The organism is Pseudomonas sp. FBCC-B1565 (genome assembly GCF_059133265.1).
On record NZ_CP101438.1, the window covers coordinates 2,581,553 to 2,598,177 of the forward strand.

The following is a 16,625-nucleotide window of genomic DNA, read 5'->3' on the forward strand; positions in this document are numbered from 1 at the left end:
CAGGAAACACTCATGGACACCAAACTGCTCGACATCCTCGCTTGCCCGATCTGCAAGGGCCCGCTCAAGCTCAGCGCCGACAAAACCGAGCTGATCAGCAAAGGCGCCGGCCTGGCGTACCCGATCCGTGATGGCATCCCGGTGATGCTGGAAAGCGAAGCCCGTACCCTGACCACCGATGAGCGCCTGGATAAATGACCACCGCCTTTACCGTTGTCATTCCCTCCCGCTATGCGTCGACCCGCCTGCCGGGCAAACCGCTGCAACTGATCGGCAACAAGCCGATGATCCAGCTGGTGTGGGAACAGGCTTGCAAAAGCAGCGCCGAGCGTGTGGTGGTGGCCACCGATGACCCGCGCATCATCGAGGCCTGCAAAGGCTTTGGCGCTGAGGCGGTGCTGACCCGCGAAGACCACAACTCCGGCACCGACCGCCTGGCCGAAGTCGCCACACAGCTCGGCCTGGCGCCCGACGCCATCGTGGTCAACGTGCAAGGTGACGAACCGTTGATCCCACCCGGTGTTATCGACCAGGTGGCCTCCAACCTGGCCGCCCATGGCGAAGCGCGCATGGCGACGCTGGCCGAGCCGATCGAAGACATCGAGACCCTGTTCAACCCGAATGTGGTCAAGGTGGTCAGCGATATCAACGGTCTGGCGCTGACGTTCAGTCGTTCGACCCTACCGTGGGCACGTGACGCCTTCGCCAAGCAACCGGACGTGTTGCCGGAAGGCGTGCCTTACCGTCGCCATATCGGCATCTACGCCTACCGCGCGGGTTTCCTGCATGACTTCGTCAGTTGGGGCCCGTGCTGGCTGGAAAATACCGAATCCCTGGAGCAACTGCGGGCGCTCTGGCACGGCGTGCGCATCCACGTGGGCGATGCGCTGGAAGCGCCACCGGCCGGTGTCGACACCCCGGAAGACCTTGAGCGCGTCCGTCGCCTGCTGGGGGCCTGATGGAGGTTCTGTTTGTCTGCCTGGGCAACATCTGCCGCTCGCCCACCGCAGAAGGCGTGCTGCGCCACAAACTGCGCGAAGCGGGGCTGGCGGGGCAGGTCGATGTGGCGTCCGCCGGCACCGGTGAGTGGCATATCGGCAACCCGCCGGACCAGCGCAGCCAGCGTGCGGCGTTGGCGCGCGGCTACGATCTGTCGGCCCAGCGTGCCCAGCAGGTGTCCCGCGCCGACTTTGCGCGCTATGACCTGATCCTGGCCATGGACCACAGCAATCTGCGCAACCTCAAGGCCATGCAGCCGGGGCAGGGCAAGGCGGAGCTGGACCTGTTCCTGCGCCGTTACGATGCCGAAGTGGACGAAGTGCCAGACCCGTACTACGAGGGTGAACAAGGCTTCGAACGGGTCCTGGACCTGATCGAGCAGGCCTGTGATTTATTGGTGATCGAATTGAAGGGGCGGTTATGACCTTGCAGGTGCTTGCGCAGGTATCGCTCAAGCCGTTCAACAGTTTCGGCATCGACGTACGTGCCCAGCTGTTCGCCGAGGCCCACAGCGACAGCGATGTGCGCGAGGCCCTGGCATATGCCACCGCACACAATGTGCCGCTGCTGGTGATCGGCGGTGGTAGCAACCTGTTGCTGACCCAGGACATTCCGGCGCTGGTGCTGCGCATGGCTACCCAAGGCATCCGCGTGCTGCACGACGATGGCCTGCACGTGGTGGTCGAGGCCGAGGCGGGAGAAGCCTGGCACCCCTTTGTGCTGTGGACCCTGGAACAGGGCTTTTGCGGCCTGGAAAACCTCAGCCTGATCCCCGGCACCGTCGGAGCCGCGCCCATGCAGAACATCGGTGCCTACGGTGTCGAGATCAAGGATGTATTCGCCGGCCTGACCGCCCTGGATCGCCACTCCGGCGAACTGCGCGACTTCAGCCTGGAGGAATGCAACTTTGCCTACCGTGACAGCCTGTTCAAGCACGAGACCGGACGCTGGCTGATCCTGCGCGTACGCTTCGCCCTCAGCCGCGCCAGTCACTTGAAACTCGACTACGGCCCCGTCCAGCAGCGCTTGGCGGCGCAGGGGATCAGCGAGGCAACGCCGAGCGACGTCAGCCGCGCCATCTGCAGCATCCGCCGCGAAAAACTGCCGGACCCGGCAGAACTTGGCAATGCCGGCAGCTTCTTCAAGAACCCGTTGGTGTCCCAGGTGCTGGCGGCCGAGTTGCAGGCACTTTATCCGGACCTGGTGGCTTACCCGCAACCTGACGGGCAGATGAAGCTCGCAGCCGGCTGGCTGATCGACAAGGCCGGCTGGAAGGGCTTCCGCGAAGGAGATGCCGGCGTGCACACGCTGCAGGCGCTGGTGCTGGTCAACTATGGCGGTGCCTCGGGGCACGACATTGCCAACCTGGCCCGGCGCATTCAGCTGGATATTCTGGAGCGCTTCAAGGTCGAGCTGGAAATGGAACCCAACCAGTACTGACCTTCTGAAAACAAAAATGCCCCGCATCTTTCGATACGGGGCATTTTTTATTGCAGCCAGTAATCAGTCGTCGCGGCTCATGATGCCGAAGATCTGCAACAGGCTGATGAACAGGTTGTAGATCGACACATACAGGCTGATGGTCGCCATGATGTAGTTACGCTCACCACCGTGGATGATCGCGCTGGTCTGGAACAGGATGCACACCGAGGAGAACAGCACGAAACCTGCGCTGATCGCCAGTTGCAGCCCGCTGATCTGGAAGAACATGCTCGCAACCACAGCCGCCAGCAACACGAAGAAACCAGCGGTGATGAAGCCGCCCAGGAAGCTCATGTCCTTGCGGGTGATCAGCACGTAGGCCGACAGACCACCAAACACCAGCGCCGTCATGGCAAACGCCGAGCTGACCACTTCCGCGCCGCCGGCCATGCCGAGGTAACGGTTGAGGATCGGGCCGAGGATAAAGCCCATGAAGCCGGTCAGGGCAAATGCCGACACCAGGCCCCACGCAGAGTCGCGCAGTTTGTTGGTGAGGAAGAACAGGCCATAGAAGCCGATCAGCACCACAAAGATATTCGGGTAGCCGACGCGCATCTGCTGGGCCACGAACGCCATCACGCCGCTGAATGCGAGGGTAAGGGCGAGCAGGCCATAGGTGTTGCGCAACACGCGGCTGACTTCAAGCTGCTCAGCCTGCGCGTTACCATTCACTGCGTAATTCTGTTCGCGCATGGCGACACTCCTTCAGTTTTGAAACGTTCAGTCGCAAAGATCATAACAGACGCTCTGTAACAAGCTATGGCGAGAGTTTGACAGTGTGTTTCATTCGGGTATTATGGCGCCCGCTGAGACGGGATAGGCTACTATAATCCTGTGATGCACAAGGGAAATTGGCAGAGTGGTTGAATGCACCGGTCTTGAAAACCGGCGGACGTTAATAGCGTCTCCAGGGTTCGAATCCCTGGTTTCCCGCCAAGATTCAAACAAAAGCCCCGCACTAGCGGGGCTTTTGTGTTTCTGGGGTTTGGGTAGGTAACGCCGGTTTTTGATAGGCGTTCCGAAACTTTGCCTATTTTGATGGTTTGGCAGTGGCGCCAATCCTTCTGTAAACCCGTTGGTGATCTCCTGCTCGCTGTGTCCCTGGAGTAGGCTGGCGTCGCCGATATCGATGATTTCCGATACCACCTTGGGTCTTGCCGCTATAGCGACTGACGTTGAAGGGGAGGGATAAAAGGAAAGCGCATGAGTGAGACGCTAATTCCAGCGAACGTCGAGTTCTGAAATTTGTTGCTGCAGCTGCTCTATGCGCTCAAACCAAGAATCGAAACCATTGGATTCGTCCTGCACCATGAACAGGTAATAACCACTCGTTTCACCTGCGCGGTCATCCTGAATTTCTATTGTCCAACCAGCGTATTCGCCAGTTAAAACCGTTCCAGTGCGGATGATCTGCATGTGTTGGTCTGAATCCAGTGAAGGCTTGCAAGGGCAATAGTACTTTTTTACATCAGCTTGGGAGATGTTGGTACCGCAGCATACTTCCTTGCCACCAGTTCATGGGCACTCGCAACCATGATGCAGAGTGGTGACCACGCCCACGGTCCTGAATACCCGCTACCAAGCTGATGTGTCATTCTTCGGGAAATTTAGCCGTACCTGATAGGTCATTTCCATGCTGCGATTCGAAGCTTTCAGTAATGGGCAGCCTATCGGTTGGTCCGATTTAGAGCTCGGCGATCCGCCCATGGGGGTGGCGTTCGGCGTATTTGTTCCTGCTCCTGGATATTCCATTATCCAGGAGCAAGTCAGAGCCTTTGCTCAGCGTGATCAGAGACATTTTAATTTTACAGTGCGTATTGTGGGCGGAGAGGCGATTCGGGCTGCCGGTGTGTGCATTGCGGACTACTCGTTTGATTGCGGGGAAGACGCAATAGAGTTGAGCGTTCTAGGAATCGAGTATCCACCATACGGTGATGTCTTTCCTGAGCACGTCGCGGCCTATAACCAGCAGTGGGGAGCGTAAGCCGCTTCGGGCTACTGAAAACTGTGTAGATTTAGGTGTGCCGCAGGTGAGTGCGGCACGGGTGGTTGTCACATGCCACCAAACAGTATCTTAGCGCTGACCAGTTTCTGGCCGTTGACCGTGAGAGTGCAAAAGCTCTCAGGTATTGTCCTGCCAGGCTCAGTCTTCATAGGTTCGCATTTCAGAACTCCCTTCTTGTCGCCAAATGGTAGTTCAAACCCCGCAAGCGTCTTGCTGAATTCCAAAGTGTATTGCTGCCCATAGCCCATTCTTGCGATTACGGTTGGCTCGCCGTCGCTCAGGAATCCGGACGTAGGAAACGCGCATAATGTGCCTTCCACTCGCTTCCCGTCGATGATGTTTGCGTCTGTGTAGCAGGCGATTTGGCTGCGTTTGGTTGCTATCCCACCGGGGCCCAGGTTGGTCCACGTTGCTTGAGGGCCCACGGTGCATCCGTTGAGCGACGCAGCGCCCAAAAGGCATACGAAGAGTGAGCCGGCTTTGACGAATGACATGAGTATTAGCGTCCTTACTTTTTGAAGTCGCCATGAATACCGGCAATGCGCCACTATTTCAAGCTCAAGGTAACTTATGGACAGGCCATACCCTCCATCGTCACAGCTTGAGCTGTCCGGCCTATCCGACTTCGGCATTCGCCTAACCCCGGCTCTCGAAGTATGGGAATGACTCCAAGCCGAGATCCTCACCGACACCGGCAGTATTCACAACGAAGACCATGCCCAATTACCGGGTGCAGGCATCCGAGTGATGTGGGCGTCGTCGAACTTAGAGAAGCAAAGCCGCACAGTCATTATCCCATTGGGTTTGTGCACTTCCCGCCAAGCTTTTCCTCGTCATCTCTTTGATTTTTTACTACTATTGCTCACCTGCGCACTCAAGGAAGAGCGGCTGAGCGCCTTGAGTCTGGTAGAAAATGTACGCTCTATCATTGATTGAGTGATGACTTTTACCCAGAACCTAACGACTCAGCCAACCCCAAATACCTCTTGGTGAAACCGATGAATAAAATGTGTGGCATCGTTGTAGTGGTAGGTCTTGCTCTCTCGGGATGCGCTACGAAAACTCCAGAAAAACCTAAAGAGACTCCCCCTCCAGCCGTCGTCCATGAGGCACCCGCTGAAGCCGCACCTTCGACACCACCAGAAAATTTCACTGTACGGTATGAGGCTGCACCTGCGAACCCACGTCCTGTAGCCCCAATCCATGTCTCCCAGGAGGCAGCTCAGGAAGAGTCTGAAACAAACTTGAACCAGAATCGCGCTGAGCAATGCCGTAAAGAGCTGGATGTTCTAAGGGTGTACAACAAAGCGTCGTACGATAAATACGAGGCGCAATACCAGGCCATTGCTGCCAAGACCGCTAAGTACATGGAAGTCAAAGACTCGTTGGGTCCTGATTTGAACTACATGGTCATGCCGGCTTATCAATTTCAAATTCGTGAGTTCTGCTTCCGGGTCAAGACTCGTTTGACGGAGCTTGTGCTTCGCCAAGCCAAATAATGATTCCACGTTGGGATGAATCTTTTGCCAGTTGAAACTTCTGAAAAGATGTTCGTTTCTGGTTGATTATCCCATGACTACACAAGCCAATGCCCCGACACGTCGGGGCATTGGCTTTTAATCGGCGTGGGCTGAGTTGATCAGTCTCAATCCGTCGCAAACCGCTGCCTTTTCACCCGGTACATATCCCCATCCGCGTGACTCAGCAGCGTGTCGGCATCCAGCCCGTTCCTTGGATAGAAGGCCACGCCGATACTGCAGGACGGCATTTTCACCCCGCCAAACTCCGTCCCCAGCGGCTCGGCCATTACCGCGAGCAAGTGCGCGACCTTGCCGGTCACCGCATCCTGTGAGGGGATGTCGGTCATCAGTACGGTGAATTCATCCCCGCCCATCCGGGCCACCAGGTCGCTTTCGCGTACGCAGCGCTCCAGTCGTCGTGCAATCACGCACAGCAGGCGGTCGCCCATGGCGTGGCCATGCACATCGTTGATGCCCTTGAAATCATTAATGTCCAGGAACAGCAGCGCCAGGGGCTGGTTGTGAAGCCGTGCGTTATGCAAGGCGTCATCCAGCCGGGCATTGAACAGCGAACGGTTGGTGAGGGCTGTCAGCGGGTCATGGTGGGCGAGGAAGCGCAGCTCCTCTTCGGCCTGGGTGAGTGCGGTCACGTCCCGTGCGACACCGATGCGCGCGCCCACTTCTTCGGACCAGAACGCCGCCCACAGGATGTGCACGACGCTGCCATCTTTGCGGATATAACGATTACGGAAGTCGACATGGGGTTGGCCGTTCATGACCCGGACAATGGAGGCTCGGGTGCGTGCCAGGTCGTCAGGATGCATGTAGTGGGTGATGGGTGTGCCCACCAGTTCATCGGCGCTGTAGCCGAGCAGTGCCTCACAGGCATCGCTCACGAACACAATCTGGTTGTCGCCGTCGACGACGAAGACTGTATCCAGCATCAGGTGGATCAGTTTGGGATAGAGGGCTTCCAGGTCAACGGGCATGGGCAGTCAGCCTTCTGGTTCATAGGGGGCGATCATAGCCTGAACAGGCCGAGTGTCGACTAGGCGTCTTGTGAATTTTGGATGCCCTGCGCAGGTTGTTCAAAGCGCTTGACCAAACGTATGATCAGGCCGGGCGTCCTCTACGGTCGCTGGGATTCACCCCCTTTTCAAGGACACGAGCATGCAAAAGCACTTCGGTAATTCAGGCCTGTTCAAGGCTGCTTCGTATCGCTGCAACGAAAACCTCGGCAACGGCATCGCCCGCTGGGAGTTGAAAAACAGTGCGTTGAATACGAAGGAGTTTTTGATATGTCCAAAGAACTACTCGGAGTTTCTGCTCTAGGGTTGATGGTCGTTGGTGAGTTTTGTGCAATCTACAGCGAGGTAATCACCGCCAGGCTGGCTCAGGCCGGCGACGGTTCATGGCAGGCGTTCATCATGCCGGTGGTGGTCATGTGTTTTGCCGGGCTGTGTCTGCTGGGGGCTTACTGGCTGGGGTATCGTGCGGTCGGTGATATCTGGGTGGTGACAGTCGTATCCATCACCTCGTTATTGCTGCTGGAGCCTGTGGTGATCTGGGCGCTGTTCCATGAAGTACCCGGGCGGGGTGCCCTGATCGGGTTTTGCCTGGGGGCTCTAGGCATGCTGGCCACGGTCTTGTTGTAGTTGCACGTTCTGGCCCGGCCAATGGGGGCGGGCCAGTTGCTGAGGAGGTTGCAGACAATACCTCCCAGCGCCGCAACCACGGCTGAATTTGACACCGGTGACACGTTTTCAGCAAAAAAGCTGAGCCACCGAAAGCAGGCAAATCATCTGAACAACCATTTGCGCCCGAATTGGATGTTTCATTGCCGTCACCTCCTATACAGCTGCTTATGAGCAAATGCGCCAACAACACACGCCGCTGTTGCCTTCAGTATAGGCCCTGAAACGAATCCTTCACGATTGCGCCGATTCACCTGCCCGGTGGTCTCTGCTTACAACTATCTGCCGGGGTCCACTGCACTTTTTTAGATTTCTCCGCTCTATCCTTGTCCCAGCCCTGCCGATTTCCCGTGTGGGCAGATGAATCAGATCGGGTGCCGATGGATCGCACGTTTCTTCGTTTCAACCTTCCGCGCTGTTGCCAGCCCTTGCTGCTGGCCGCCGTGTTGATGCTCTGCGCTGGCGGTTGCAGCCAGCAACAGGGGCGGGATATCGCCAAGCAGTTCAGCAACGGCAAGCCCGATGAGTTCTTCCAGACCAGTGTCGACCGCATGGCCACGCTGGGCATGCGCGACAACCTGCAAAGCCTGTATCTGCTGATGAGCAAGCTCTACCTGCGTAACCCCAGCCAATGGCGTCAGTCGGGCTATCCGGATGCGGTCACCGCTGCGCGCGAGATCCGCCAGGCCATCGAGCAGCGGCGATCGCTGCCGGCCCTGGGTGATCGGCGTGACCTGGCGGCGCTGAGTTATTCCCTGAGTGCGGAGTTCAAAGGCGACCGCGTCGGCGCATTTATCTACGCCATCGGCAGCATGATCGTGACCGCCCACGGTGGGCGCACCGAGTTCTACATCACCGATTCGATCAACCCGCAGTTCGTCAGCAACGCCGCACGCAACATCGAGAAGGCCACCTGGCTGCTGAGCAAGCGCCAGGATGCCAATGGCGTGCTGCTGTTGTTCTCCAACGAGATATCGGAGGAGGGCAGCAACCTCAGCTTCGCGGTGGAGTTCGGCAAAATCGTTGCGCGACTCGACTTGCTGACCCAGATGCTTGACGAACGCTACCGGCGCATCGGTCTCAATTACGCGCAGAGCCTATTGCTGATGAACTTTCTGCCGGTGCAATAAAGCCTGGCTTCCTTTGATGATTGGTACGGTGTTTCCCTTTCTTCTGTAGGAAGTGACCTATCTTGCCTCCTGATGCTTGAAACACCCTCAAGCCATCAATAGCCTCGGATTTTTCCGAAAGCTTGAGGCCTCTACCATGGGTAAGCAAAAAACGGTTTGGCCCACTGATCGCGAAATACGTTTGCGTTTTATCCTTTTTGCCGTGATCGATGCGGCGAGTGTCCAAGGCGTTTGCGCCGAATTGTTACTGGCGGCACACAAGCTGCTGCGTGACTCGCCAACCGAGGCGCAATTACTCGACGCGGTGGGCGAGATTCTGGCCGCTGATGAAATGTTCGGTTTCCGCCTTCCGCCAGGGTCGGAAGCAGAGGAGCTGATGCGAGCATTGGGCCAAACTGGAAAGTAGGCCTAGCGGGCGGATGTCAACAGGTCAGGTTACGTTATGTTTGAGCATAAAGTTCTGGCAGTGAGGCAATAAGCGATACAACGTGTCGGTAGCTGTGCTGCATACCTAGGAAGTGAGACATTGATTTCAGGTTTTCGGATGTGACTTTTTCGAGCATTGATCGATCCATGACAAGTTCTTGTGTTGTAGGCCATATCAAGACCATTTTTTTGTTGCGTTTGTTGGCATCCACTATTATTGGATAACTGGACGTTTCATGGCTAAGAATGTGCAACACCAAGGTGCCGAGCATTATCGCTGTTGATCGAACATTAATCGGATGTGCCTGTGTCGGTTTGGCCTTGAGCAAAACCGTTGTCCTATGCCTGATTTCCACTTGACCGTCTTCACAGTAGCCCAGCCAAATCCTCGTGTTAGGTGGCGGGGTCTTGTGCTGGAACACATGATGCGTGTGTCGTTCTGAATACCCTGAAGTGTTGACTTCAGTGAGGTCCCATTTTATCGCCAGTAAAATGGCCCACGTACTGAGGGCTCGTTGGTCATCCATCGATAAGGTGGTGAGCGATTGACGATGTAGTTTTTCATAGAGGGACATCATTTCTGTCTCTAATCTACTCATCCATTGGTTATTGCAAGTTGTACAAACTTTCTTGGTCTGAGTACTCAATACCGAGTTGCTGGTGTTTTTTGGGAAAACTTCTGTTGATGCACCCCCAATAGGTTGTTTTGTGACCAGTGTGCGATGGTAGCTTTTATCGTCGCTTCCCCGTTCGATGGGTATGAACTGCCTTAACCAACGGGGGAAAATGTGCTCGTTTGAGGTTTTATTACCTTTGCAAAATATGCACGTATTTCTGAATTGCTGTTTCTTTTCGCTCATTTGACGTTCGCTTGCCCTACTCGGTTTGAAAGCCGGTTTTTCGCCTGTCCATGCTCGGCCGTTGCTCGCGGGTGGTTCACGAGGTGTAACAGAACGGGTTAAACGCAGGGCGTATAGATAGCGGCTAATGGCCATATTTTCAAGCCACGCCCAATGGCAGGGGCTCTTTCAGCTACAGTTGACGTTACTGTGCTGCAGTTTGGCTTTCACAGTATTTCGATCAATGAACGGAGACGTTTCCAATGAAGAAATTACTGATAGGCGCACTTGCAGTAGTGTTTTCAACGATGGCCAGCGCGGTTACGACTGCGGTCCGCCAAGACCAGTCCGGATTGGACGTGTTTGCGACCAATACGGACGATAAGCCCCATACTTGTCATATCAGCTTCAGATTTTTCACAGAAAACAGCCCAGGAGGCCAAAGCGTCAACGTACAGGCGACTGCCTTACCTGGGATACAAAACCAGGTGATACATTCGACGCGGGGAGGTTGGTCGCAATTTCGAACAGACAGCGACCCCAAAGTGATCTGTATGTGAGCTGCTGAAAAAATCTATGCGTTTTCGGGAGGTTGAAATCGCAAACCTCCCAGGCTTAAAAGCCATCCCTCTCAAGGTCTTTGAAAAACCGGCCATATCTGGCTGATACCCTCCCATTAAAGACGAACACTGCATCGGTGGCGAGCGGGCTTGTCCCGCGTTGGGTTGCGAAGCGACCCTGGAAGGAAGAATGCGGTGAGTCAGGCACTCTTCGGCTGCTGGTTTTGGGGCTGCTTCGCAGCCCAACGCGGGACAAGCGCGCTCGCCACTTCCTACTGCTCTGCCACCATCCTGCAGAGAATAGTCTCGGTCCGACGTTGGTGTAGGAAGGGTCTGGTCCGTTAATAAGGAGTGACCTGGCGGGCGCCCCTGTCTTCCCACCACGTGCCCCCCCGAATTCCAAGGACCTGCCCGATGCTGCTGCGCCAACCTCCGCTCCTGTTTGCCGCCCTGACCTTAAGCTCACTGGTGCACGCCGAAGACCTGCAACTGGCCCCGGTTGAAGTCACCAGCAGCCAAGCCAGCGACGGTGAAGTGGCCCAGGCGCAGCTCAAGAGCGTGCCCGGCGGCACCAACTATATCGACATGAACAGCGTGCAGCAGGGAAGGGTGAGCACCAACGAAGACGTGTTCAAGTACCAGGCCGGGGTGTATGCCAAGGCGGCCAACAACGAAGGGGTGAAACTCTCGATTCGCGGCTCGGGCCTGAACCGTAGTCCCGGTTCCCATGCTTCCGGCTTATATGAAATGTTCGATGGCCTGCCACTCACCGGCCCCGGCGGCACGCCCTATGAGCTGAAAGACCCGCTGTGGCAAAGCCGGGTCGAAGTGCTGCGCGGCGCCAACGGTTTTGATCAGGGCGCGCTGGCCTTGGGCGGCGCGGTCAACTACGTGACCCGCACGGGCTACGACGCGCCCAAGCTGCAACTGCGTTACGAAGCGGGCAGCAAAGGTTATGCCCAGCGCGAGATCAGTTCAGGCCAGGTGCTGGGGGATGCCGACTACTACATCAGCCTCACTGATTCCGAATCCGACGGCTACCAGCGCCAGAGCGCCGCCACCGGCAAGGGCGTGGCCGCCAACTTCGGCTACCGCTTCAACCCGGACCTGGAAACCCGCTTTTACTTCCGTTACCGCGAAACCACCAACGACACCCCAGGCAAGCTCACGCGCAGCCAGATCAGCCACGACCCGCGTGCGGCCAACAGCCTCAACGCAGCCCGTGATTCCAAGCGCCTGCAACCGGGCTCCACCTGGATCGCCAACAAGACCACCTTGCAGTTGGACGACAACGCCCGGGTCGAAGTCGGGCTGGCCTACCACGACTACCCGATGGACCTGCGCGAAGGCACCAACCGCCTGAAAGTCGCCTACACCGATATCAGCAGCACCCTCAATTACATCCGCCAGGACACGCTGTTTGGCCATGACAGTAAAACCACTGTCGGCCTGCGCACCACCCAGGCGATGCCCAACAACGGCGCTTCGGAATACGTGCGCACGCCCGCTGGCAATACAGCAACCTACGCCCCCGGCACCAAGACCCGCGACTACAGCTACCTGGGTTCCGACACCGTGCTGCATATCGGCAACGACCTGGAGCTGGTGCCTGACCTGTGGCTGACCACCGGCCTGGCGGCGATCTACACGCGTCGCGAAACCCAGGTCACCTATCCTGAAGGCCAGGCGCCGCTCAGCCAGCACGACTGGGACTACGCACCACGCATCGGCCTGCGCTATGACTTCACCCCGCAATTGCAGGTGTACGGCAACCTGAGCCGCTCGGTCGAGCCGCCGCATGCGTGGTCGATGATCTGGGGTTCCAACAAATACTTTACCGGTGGTCCAGCCAAAGGCCTGGCACGGGAGGGCGTGAGCCTGAAAAACCAGACCGCCACCACTCTGGAGATCGGCGGGCGCGGTGAGGCCTGGCTCGGCCAATGGGACCTGGCCCTGTACCGCTCCGAAGTGCGCCACGAACTGCTCACCGTTGAAACCCAGGCGCAAACCTCCACCAGCAATGCCATCGTCGCCGAGTCCAACGCCAGCCCCACGGTGCACCAGGGTGTGGAACTGAGCCTGCTCAGCCCACTGTGGGACGGCGGCCGCAACGGCCAGCTTGCCCTGCGCCAGGCCTACACCTTCAGTGACTTTCACTACCGTGACGATGACCGCTTCGGCGACAACACCTTGCCGGGCATCCCCAAGCACTACTACCAGGCACAAGTGCGCTACAGCCATCCGACGGGTTTCTACACCAGCCTCAACACCGAGTATTCCTCGCGGGTGGCGGTGGACTACGCCAATTCCTACTATGCCGCGTCCTACACCGTTCTCGGCGCCACGTTCGGCTACGACGCGCCCAAGCAGGACTGGCAAGCCTGGGTCGACCTGCGCAACCTGGCCAACCGTCGTTACGCCAATACCGTGACGCCGGGTTATGACGACAAGGGGTTGGATGTAGCGCGCTCTACGCCGGCGGATGGTCGTGGCATCTATACCGGCGTGTCCTGGAGTTGGCGTTAAAGACAGGCCCTTGCCCCAAGCAGGTTTTACTGGCATTGTTCGCGCAATTGGTAACTCTTCCCATTTGAGATCTTTTTGCGCATGCATGACATTCCGGCCGCGCTGGGCGACTCCGTTCGCCAGCAGACCCTCACGGCGATGTACAGCGAGCACCACGGCTGGTTGCACGGCTGGCTGCGCAAGAAACTCGGGTGTTCCCAGCATGCCGCCGACCTGGCCCATGACGCTTTCATTCGCGTGCTGATGCTGGCCGAGCCGCAAAGTATCAAGGAACCTCGCGCGTTCCTGGCCACCACGGCAGGCCGGTTGTTGATCGACGGCGCCCGTCGTCGCCGTATCGAAAAAGCCTACATGGAAGCCCTGGTGATCCAGTGTGAAGACGCCGGCATGCCCGACCCGGCCGCGATTCATGTGGCGCTGCAAGCCCTGGAACGCATCGCCGAGATGCTCGCCGGCCTGCCTGCCAAGGCCCGCGAAGCGTTTCTGTTGAGCCGCCTCGACGGGCTGACCTACAGCGAAATCGCCCTGCGCCTGGATGTTTCCTCCAGCACCGTCAAAAACTACATCTCCAGCGCCCTGGTGCATTGCTACCACAGCCTGCACCCGGCAGACCCGCTGGCATGAGTTCCGAGCAGATCATCCAGCAAGCAGCGCAGTGGCTGACTCGCCTGCACGACGAAGACGTGACCGACGCCGACCGCCAGGCGTTCAACACCTGGCGCCAGGCCGACCCGCGCCACGCCGTGGCCATCGAGCGCATGAGTGCGTTATGGGGCAGCCTCGATGCCTTGCCCGCCAAGCCCGCGCGCATGGCCCTGAACCGCGCCTTCACCCCGCGACGCCCGCGTGGCGCGCAGGTGATGGGCGTGCTCGGCCTGGTTTGGTGCGGCTGGCTGGGCCTGCAACACCTGCCGGTGTGGATGGCCGACCAGCGTACCGGTGTCGGTGAGCGGCGACAGATCGCCCTCGAAGACGGTAGCCAGTTGCAGCTCAACAGCAACTCGGCAGTGGATGTGAAGTTCGACGGCCATCAACGGGTGATCGAACTGCTGCAAGGCGAGCTCTGGGTCGAGGTGGCGAAGGATGCGCAACGCCCCTTTGTGGTCCGTACCGACCAGGGCACGGCCACTGCGCTGGGCACGCGTTATCTGGTCAAGCGCGCGGCAGACGGCACCACGCTGGTCACGGTGATCGAATCCACGGTAGCGGTCAAAGGTGAAAGCAACGAAGGAGTCAAGGTCACAGCCGGCCAGCGCTCGGTGCTCGACCACGGTCGTGCCCAGCCGCCGCAAGCCATTGGCGACAGCGACCCCGACGCCTGGACCCGGGGCCTGCTCAAGGTCAACGACCAACCCCTGAGCGAAGTCCTGCAAACCCTCGCCAGCTATCGCCACGGCATGCTGCGCTTCGACCCCCAGGCCCTGCAAAACCTGCGGGTATCCGGGGTGTTCAAGCTGGACGACACGGCGGCGGCGTTGTCGTCGCTGGCCGATAACCTGCCGATTCAGGTGGAGTACTTCACCGATCTGCTGGTGGTGGTCAAGCCGCGCTAGTTTTCGTTCTGGCGCAGGCGTTTGTAGAGAGTATTGCGGCTCACCCCCAGCTCCCGCGCCAGGTGGGAGATGTTGCCGCCGGCGGCCTTCAAGCGCTGGTTCAGGTCGATGCTGTCATCCAGGTACTCACTGGTGGGCAGTGGCGCGGTAACTTTCAGATCCACGAAGAAATCATCCGGCAGATGCTCGGCACGGATCGGCTGTTCCTCGGCCATGGCCAGCGCCACCTGCAACACACTGCTCACCTGGCGCAAATTCCCCGGCCACGGGTGCTGCTCGAACAGCGCCAGCACTTCGGCGCTCAGGCCCGCCCATTGAGTCGGCTCGCGGTGCTGCTGCCACAGTTGCTGGAACAGCGCCTGTTTATCAGTGCGCTCGCGTAACGGCGGCAGCTCCAGGGTCAGCCCGCCGATGCGGTAGTACAGATCCTCACGGAAACGCCCAGCCTGCACCAGATCCCGCAGTGCGCGGTTGGTGGCCGAGATGATGCGCAAATCCACCGGGAACAACTCGCTGCTGCCCACCGGTTGCACGCAACGCTCCTGCAACACCCGCAGCAAGCGGGCCTGGGTGGGCAGCGGCATATCACCGATCTCGTCGAGAAACAGCGTGCCCTTGTCGGCCTTGCGGATCAGGCCGATGCTGCCTTTCTGGTTGGCGCCGGTGAACGCACCTTTTTCGTAGCCGAACAGCTCCGATTCCACCAACTCGGCGGGAATTGCCGCACAGTTCACCGCGATAAATGCCTTGTGGCTGCGCGAGCTGGCCTGGTGCAGGGCTTTGACGAACACCTCCTTGCCCACGCCGGTTTCACCGTGGATCAGCAGCGGGATGTCCTTCTCCAGCAGGCGCTCGGCCTGGCGCACGGCTTTCTCCACGCGCGCGTCGCCGAAGTGCAAGGTCTTGAGGCCAATCAGCGCTGGTTTCGACGGTGCCGGCGCGGTGAACACGCGCGCTTGCACCGGCGTCTGCTTGGGCCGCTTCAACAAGCATTGGAAGCGGTTGCGTCCCGCCGCTTGCAGGGAGAAGGGCAGGCCTTCCGGCTGGTTCAACAACTCCAGCAACGACACCTTGAACAGGCTGTCGATCATTACCCGCGACAGGCTGATGCCCAGCAGGTTGTCGGCACGCCGATTGGCCGAGAGCACCTGGCCGCTCTCATCAAAGATCAACAGGCCGGCCCACTGGCTGTCGAGGTTGCTCAGCCCGGTGTTAAAGGTCAGTTGGAAATGTTCGCCGCGAAACAGGTTGAGGATCAGCCGGTTCTCCACGGTCTGGCTCATCATCTTGACCATGCCCAGGGTGTGGGAGGGCGGCAGGTAGCTGTCGCTGGACACATCCAGCACCGCGATGATCTCGCGCTGGGCATCGAAGATCGGCGCCGCCGAGCCGGTCATGAAGCGGTTGGCCTTGAGGAAGTGTTCATCGTGTTCGATATGCACGGCCTGGGCGCAGGCCAGCGCGGTGCCGATGGCATTGGTGCCGCTGGAACGCTCCATCCAGCTCGCGCCGGGGTTGAAACCACGGGCCAGCTTCGGCTCGATAAAGCGCTGGGTGCCCCAACTGGTCAGCACTTGGCCCTGGTTGTCGGCCAGCATGATCAGGCAGTTGGAATTACTCAGGATGTTCTCGTAGTAGGGCAGCACTTCCTGGTGGGTGGTCTGCACCAGCGAATGCTGGCTCTCCAGCAATTGGCTGATGCCCTCGGCAGGCAGTTGATCGAAGCTGGGCGTGCTCTGGTGGTCCAGGCCGAAGGCGCGGCAACGGCGCCAGGATTCCTGGATAAGGGTGTCGTGAGCCAGTGGTTCGGCCATGGGGTGACCTTCGTTTTTATTGTTATGGGGTCTTGCACTATTTAACGATTGGAACCGGGTCAATGTGGGAGGGGGCC

At 58.6% G+C, this 16,625-nt stretch carries 19 protein-coding genes, 1 tRNA gene and 1 pseudogene; 15 read left to right on the plus strand and 6 right to left on the minus strand.

Annotated elements, in window-relative coordinates:
- Positions 1–12: 12 nt before the first annotated feature.
- Genes NL123_RS12270 through murB form a run of 4 tightly spaced genes read left to right on the plus strand, consistent with a single transcriptional unit; the run spans position 13 to position 2,439 of the window.
- Positions 13–198 carry a Trm112 family protein gene (locus tag NL123_RS12270; RefSeq protein ID WP_003174668.1) on the plus strand — a complete coding sequence of 62 codons (186 nt, stop codon included), beginning with the start codon at positions 13–15 and terminating at the stop codon, positions 196–198.
- Positions 195–959 carry a 3-deoxy-manno-octulosonate cytidylyltransferase gene (kdsB, locus tag NL123_RS12275; protein ID WP_494357858.1) on the plus strand — a complete coding sequence of 255 codons (765 nt, stop codon included), beginning with the start codon at positions 195–197 and terminating at the stop codon, positions 957–959. Before NL123_RS12270 ends, kdsB begins: the two co-directional genes overlap by 4 nt.
- Complete coding sequence (locus NL123_RS12280) at positions 959–1,423, plus strand: low molecular weight protein-tyrosine-phosphatase (RefSeq protein WP_494357859.1); 465 nt, start codon at positions 959–961, stop codon at positions 1,421–1,423. The genes kdsB and NL123_RS12280 overlap by 1 nt, the downstream gene beginning before the upstream one ends.
- Entirely contained in the window at positions 1,420–2,439 is a 1,020-nt protein-coding gene (gene murB / locus NL123_RS12285; protein ID WP_494357860.1) for a UDP-N-acetylmuramate dehydrogenase, read from the plus strand. Before NL123_RS12280 ends, murB begins: the two co-directional genes overlap by 4 nt.
- A gap of 63 nt (positions 2,440–2,502) precedes the next feature.
- Here the strand turns inward: murB and NL123_RS12290 are convergent, their stop codons facing one another.
- Complete coding sequence (locus NL123_RS12290) at positions 2,503–3,174, minus strand: Bax inhibitor-1/YccA family protein (protein ID WP_016977342.1); 672 nt, start codon at positions 3,172–3,174, stop codon at positions 2,503–2,505.
- Positions 3,175–3,326: 152 nt separating this feature from the next.
- Between NL123_RS12290 and NL123_RS12295 the strand changes: the two genes are divergently transcribed.
- Positions 3,327–3,417: transfer RNA gene (locus NL123_RS12295), tRNA-Ser, on the plus strand.
- Positions 3,418–3,696: 279 nt separating this feature from the next.
- Here the strand turns inward: NL123_RS12295 and NL123_RS12300 are convergent.
- Positions 3,697–3,897 carry a hypothetical protein gene (locus NL123_RS12300; RefSeq protein WP_494357861.1) on the minus strand — a complete coding sequence of 67 codons (201 nt, stop codon included), beginning with the start codon at positions 3,895–3,897 and terminating at the stop codon, positions 3,697–3,699.
- A 217-nt stretch (positions 3,898–4,114) separates the two neighbouring features.
- Here NL123_RS12300 and NL123_RS12305 point away from each other — a divergent pair, with 217 nt between their 5' ends.
- Positions 4,115–4,465, plus strand: coding sequence for a hypothetical protein (locus NL123_RS12305; protein ID WP_248482251.1), 351 nt, complete (start codon positions 4,115–4,117; stop codon positions 4,463–4,465).
- Between the two features lie 68 nt (positions 4,466–4,533).
- Here NL123_RS12305 and NL123_RS12310 read toward each other — a convergent pair whose 3' ends face one another.
- Positions 4,534–4,980 carry a hypothetical protein gene (locus NL123_RS12310; RefSeq protein ID WP_248482250.1) on the minus strand — a complete coding sequence of 149 codons (447 nt, stop codon included), beginning with the start codon at positions 4,978–4,980 and terminating at the stop codon, positions 4,534–4,536.
- A gap of 76 nt (positions 4,981–5,056) precedes the next feature.
- Between NL123_RS12310 and NL123_RS12315 the strand changes: the two are divergent.
- A pseudogene (locus NL123_RS12315) lies at positions 5,057–5,278 on the plus strand (putative metallopeptidase); the annotation flags it as partial.
- 206 nt (positions 5,279–5,484) lie between these two features.
- Complete coding sequence (locus tag NL123_RS12320) at positions 5,485–5,985, plus strand: YuaE family lipoprotein (protein ID WP_248482248.1); 501 nt, start codon at positions 5,485–5,487, stop codon at positions 5,983–5,985.
- A 146-nt stretch (positions 5,986–6,131) separates the two neighbouring features.
- On the opposite strand, the gene NL123_RS12325 is transcribed toward NL123_RS12320, so the two are convergent.
- Positions 6,132–6,995, minus strand: a complete 864-nt coding sequence (locus NL123_RS12325) for a diguanylate cyclase domain-containing protein (RefSeq protein WP_494357862.1) — start codon at positions 6,993–6,995, stop codon at positions 6,132–6,134.
- Between the two features lie 181 nt (positions 6,996–7,176).
- Between NL123_RS12325 and NL123_RS12330 the strand changes: the two genes are divergently transcribed.
- The 4 genes from NL123_RS12330 (at position 7,177) to NL123_RS12345 (ending at position 9,236) form a co-directional block, all read left to right on the plus strand.
- Positions 7,177–7,338 carry a hypothetical protein gene (locus tag NL123_RS12330; RefSeq protein ID WP_179030221.1) on the plus strand — a complete coding sequence of 54 codons (162 nt, stop codon included), beginning with the start codon at positions 7,177–7,179 and terminating at the stop codon, positions 7,336–7,338.
- 5 nt (positions 7,339–7,343) lie between these two features.
- Positions 7,344–7,661: a hypothetical protein gene (locus NL123_RS12335; RefSeq protein WP_071493343.1), complete on the plus strand. Its 318-nt coding sequence runs from the start codon at positions 7,344–7,346 to the stop codon at positions 7,659–7,661.
- A gap of 419 nt (positions 7,662–8,080) precedes the next feature.
- Complete coding sequence (locus NL123_RS12340) at positions 8,081–8,830, plus strand: hypothetical protein (RefSeq protein ID WP_248482246.1); 750 nt, start codon at positions 8,081–8,083, stop codon at positions 8,828–8,830.
- A 136-nt stretch (positions 8,831–8,966) separates the two neighbouring features.
- The gene (locus tag NL123_RS12345) at positions 8,967–9,236 is read left to right on the plus strand and encodes a hypothetical protein (protein ID WP_248482244.1); all 270 of its coding nucleotides are present in this window, start codon (positions 8,967–8,969) and stop codon (positions 9,234–9,236) included.
- Positions 9,237–9,270: 34 nt separating this feature from the next.
- Here NL123_RS12345 and NL123_RS12350 read toward each other — a convergent pair whose 3' ends face one another.
- Entirely contained in the window at positions 9,271–10,251 is a 981-nt protein-coding gene (locus tag NL123_RS12350) for a hypothetical protein (protein WP_248482242.1), read from the minus strand.
- 818 nt (positions 10,252–11,069) lie between these two features.
- Between NL123_RS12350 and NL123_RS12355 the strand changes: the two genes are divergently transcribed.
- The 3 genes from NL123_RS12355 to NL123_RS12365 all read left to right on the plus strand — a co-directional run bounded on the left by NL123_RS12355 (position 11,070) and on the right by NL123_RS12365 (position 14,734).
- Positions 11,070–13,181, plus strand: coding sequence for a TonB-dependent receptor family protein (locus tag NL123_RS12355; RefSeq protein ID WP_494357863.1), 2,112 nt, complete (start codon positions 11,070–11,072; stop codon positions 13,179–13,181).
- Between the two features lie 81 nt (positions 13,182–13,262).
- Positions 13,263–13,805 (plus strand): sigma-70 family RNA polymerase sigma factor, encoded by a 543-nt coding sequence (locus NL123_RS12360; RefSeq protein ID WP_071493339.1) that lies wholly within the window; start codon positions 13,263–13,265, stop codon positions 13,803–13,805.
- Complete coding sequence (locus NL123_RS12365; protein ID WP_494357864.1) at positions 13,802–14,734, plus strand: FecR family protein; 933 nt, start codon at positions 13,802–13,804, stop codon at positions 14,732–14,734. The genes NL123_RS12360 and NL123_RS12365 overlap by 4 nt, the downstream gene beginning before the upstream one ends.
- Here the strand turns inward: NL123_RS12365 and NL123_RS12370 are convergent.
- Positions 14,731–16,548, minus strand: a complete 1,818-nt coding sequence (locus NL123_RS12370; RefSeq protein WP_494357865.1) for a sigma-54-dependent Fis family transcriptional regulator — start codon at positions 16,546–16,548, stop codon at positions 14,731–14,733. The two genes, NL123_RS12365 and NL123_RS12370, sit on opposite strands and share 4 nt — an antisense overlap.
- Positions 16,549–16,625: the final 77 nt, after the last annotated feature.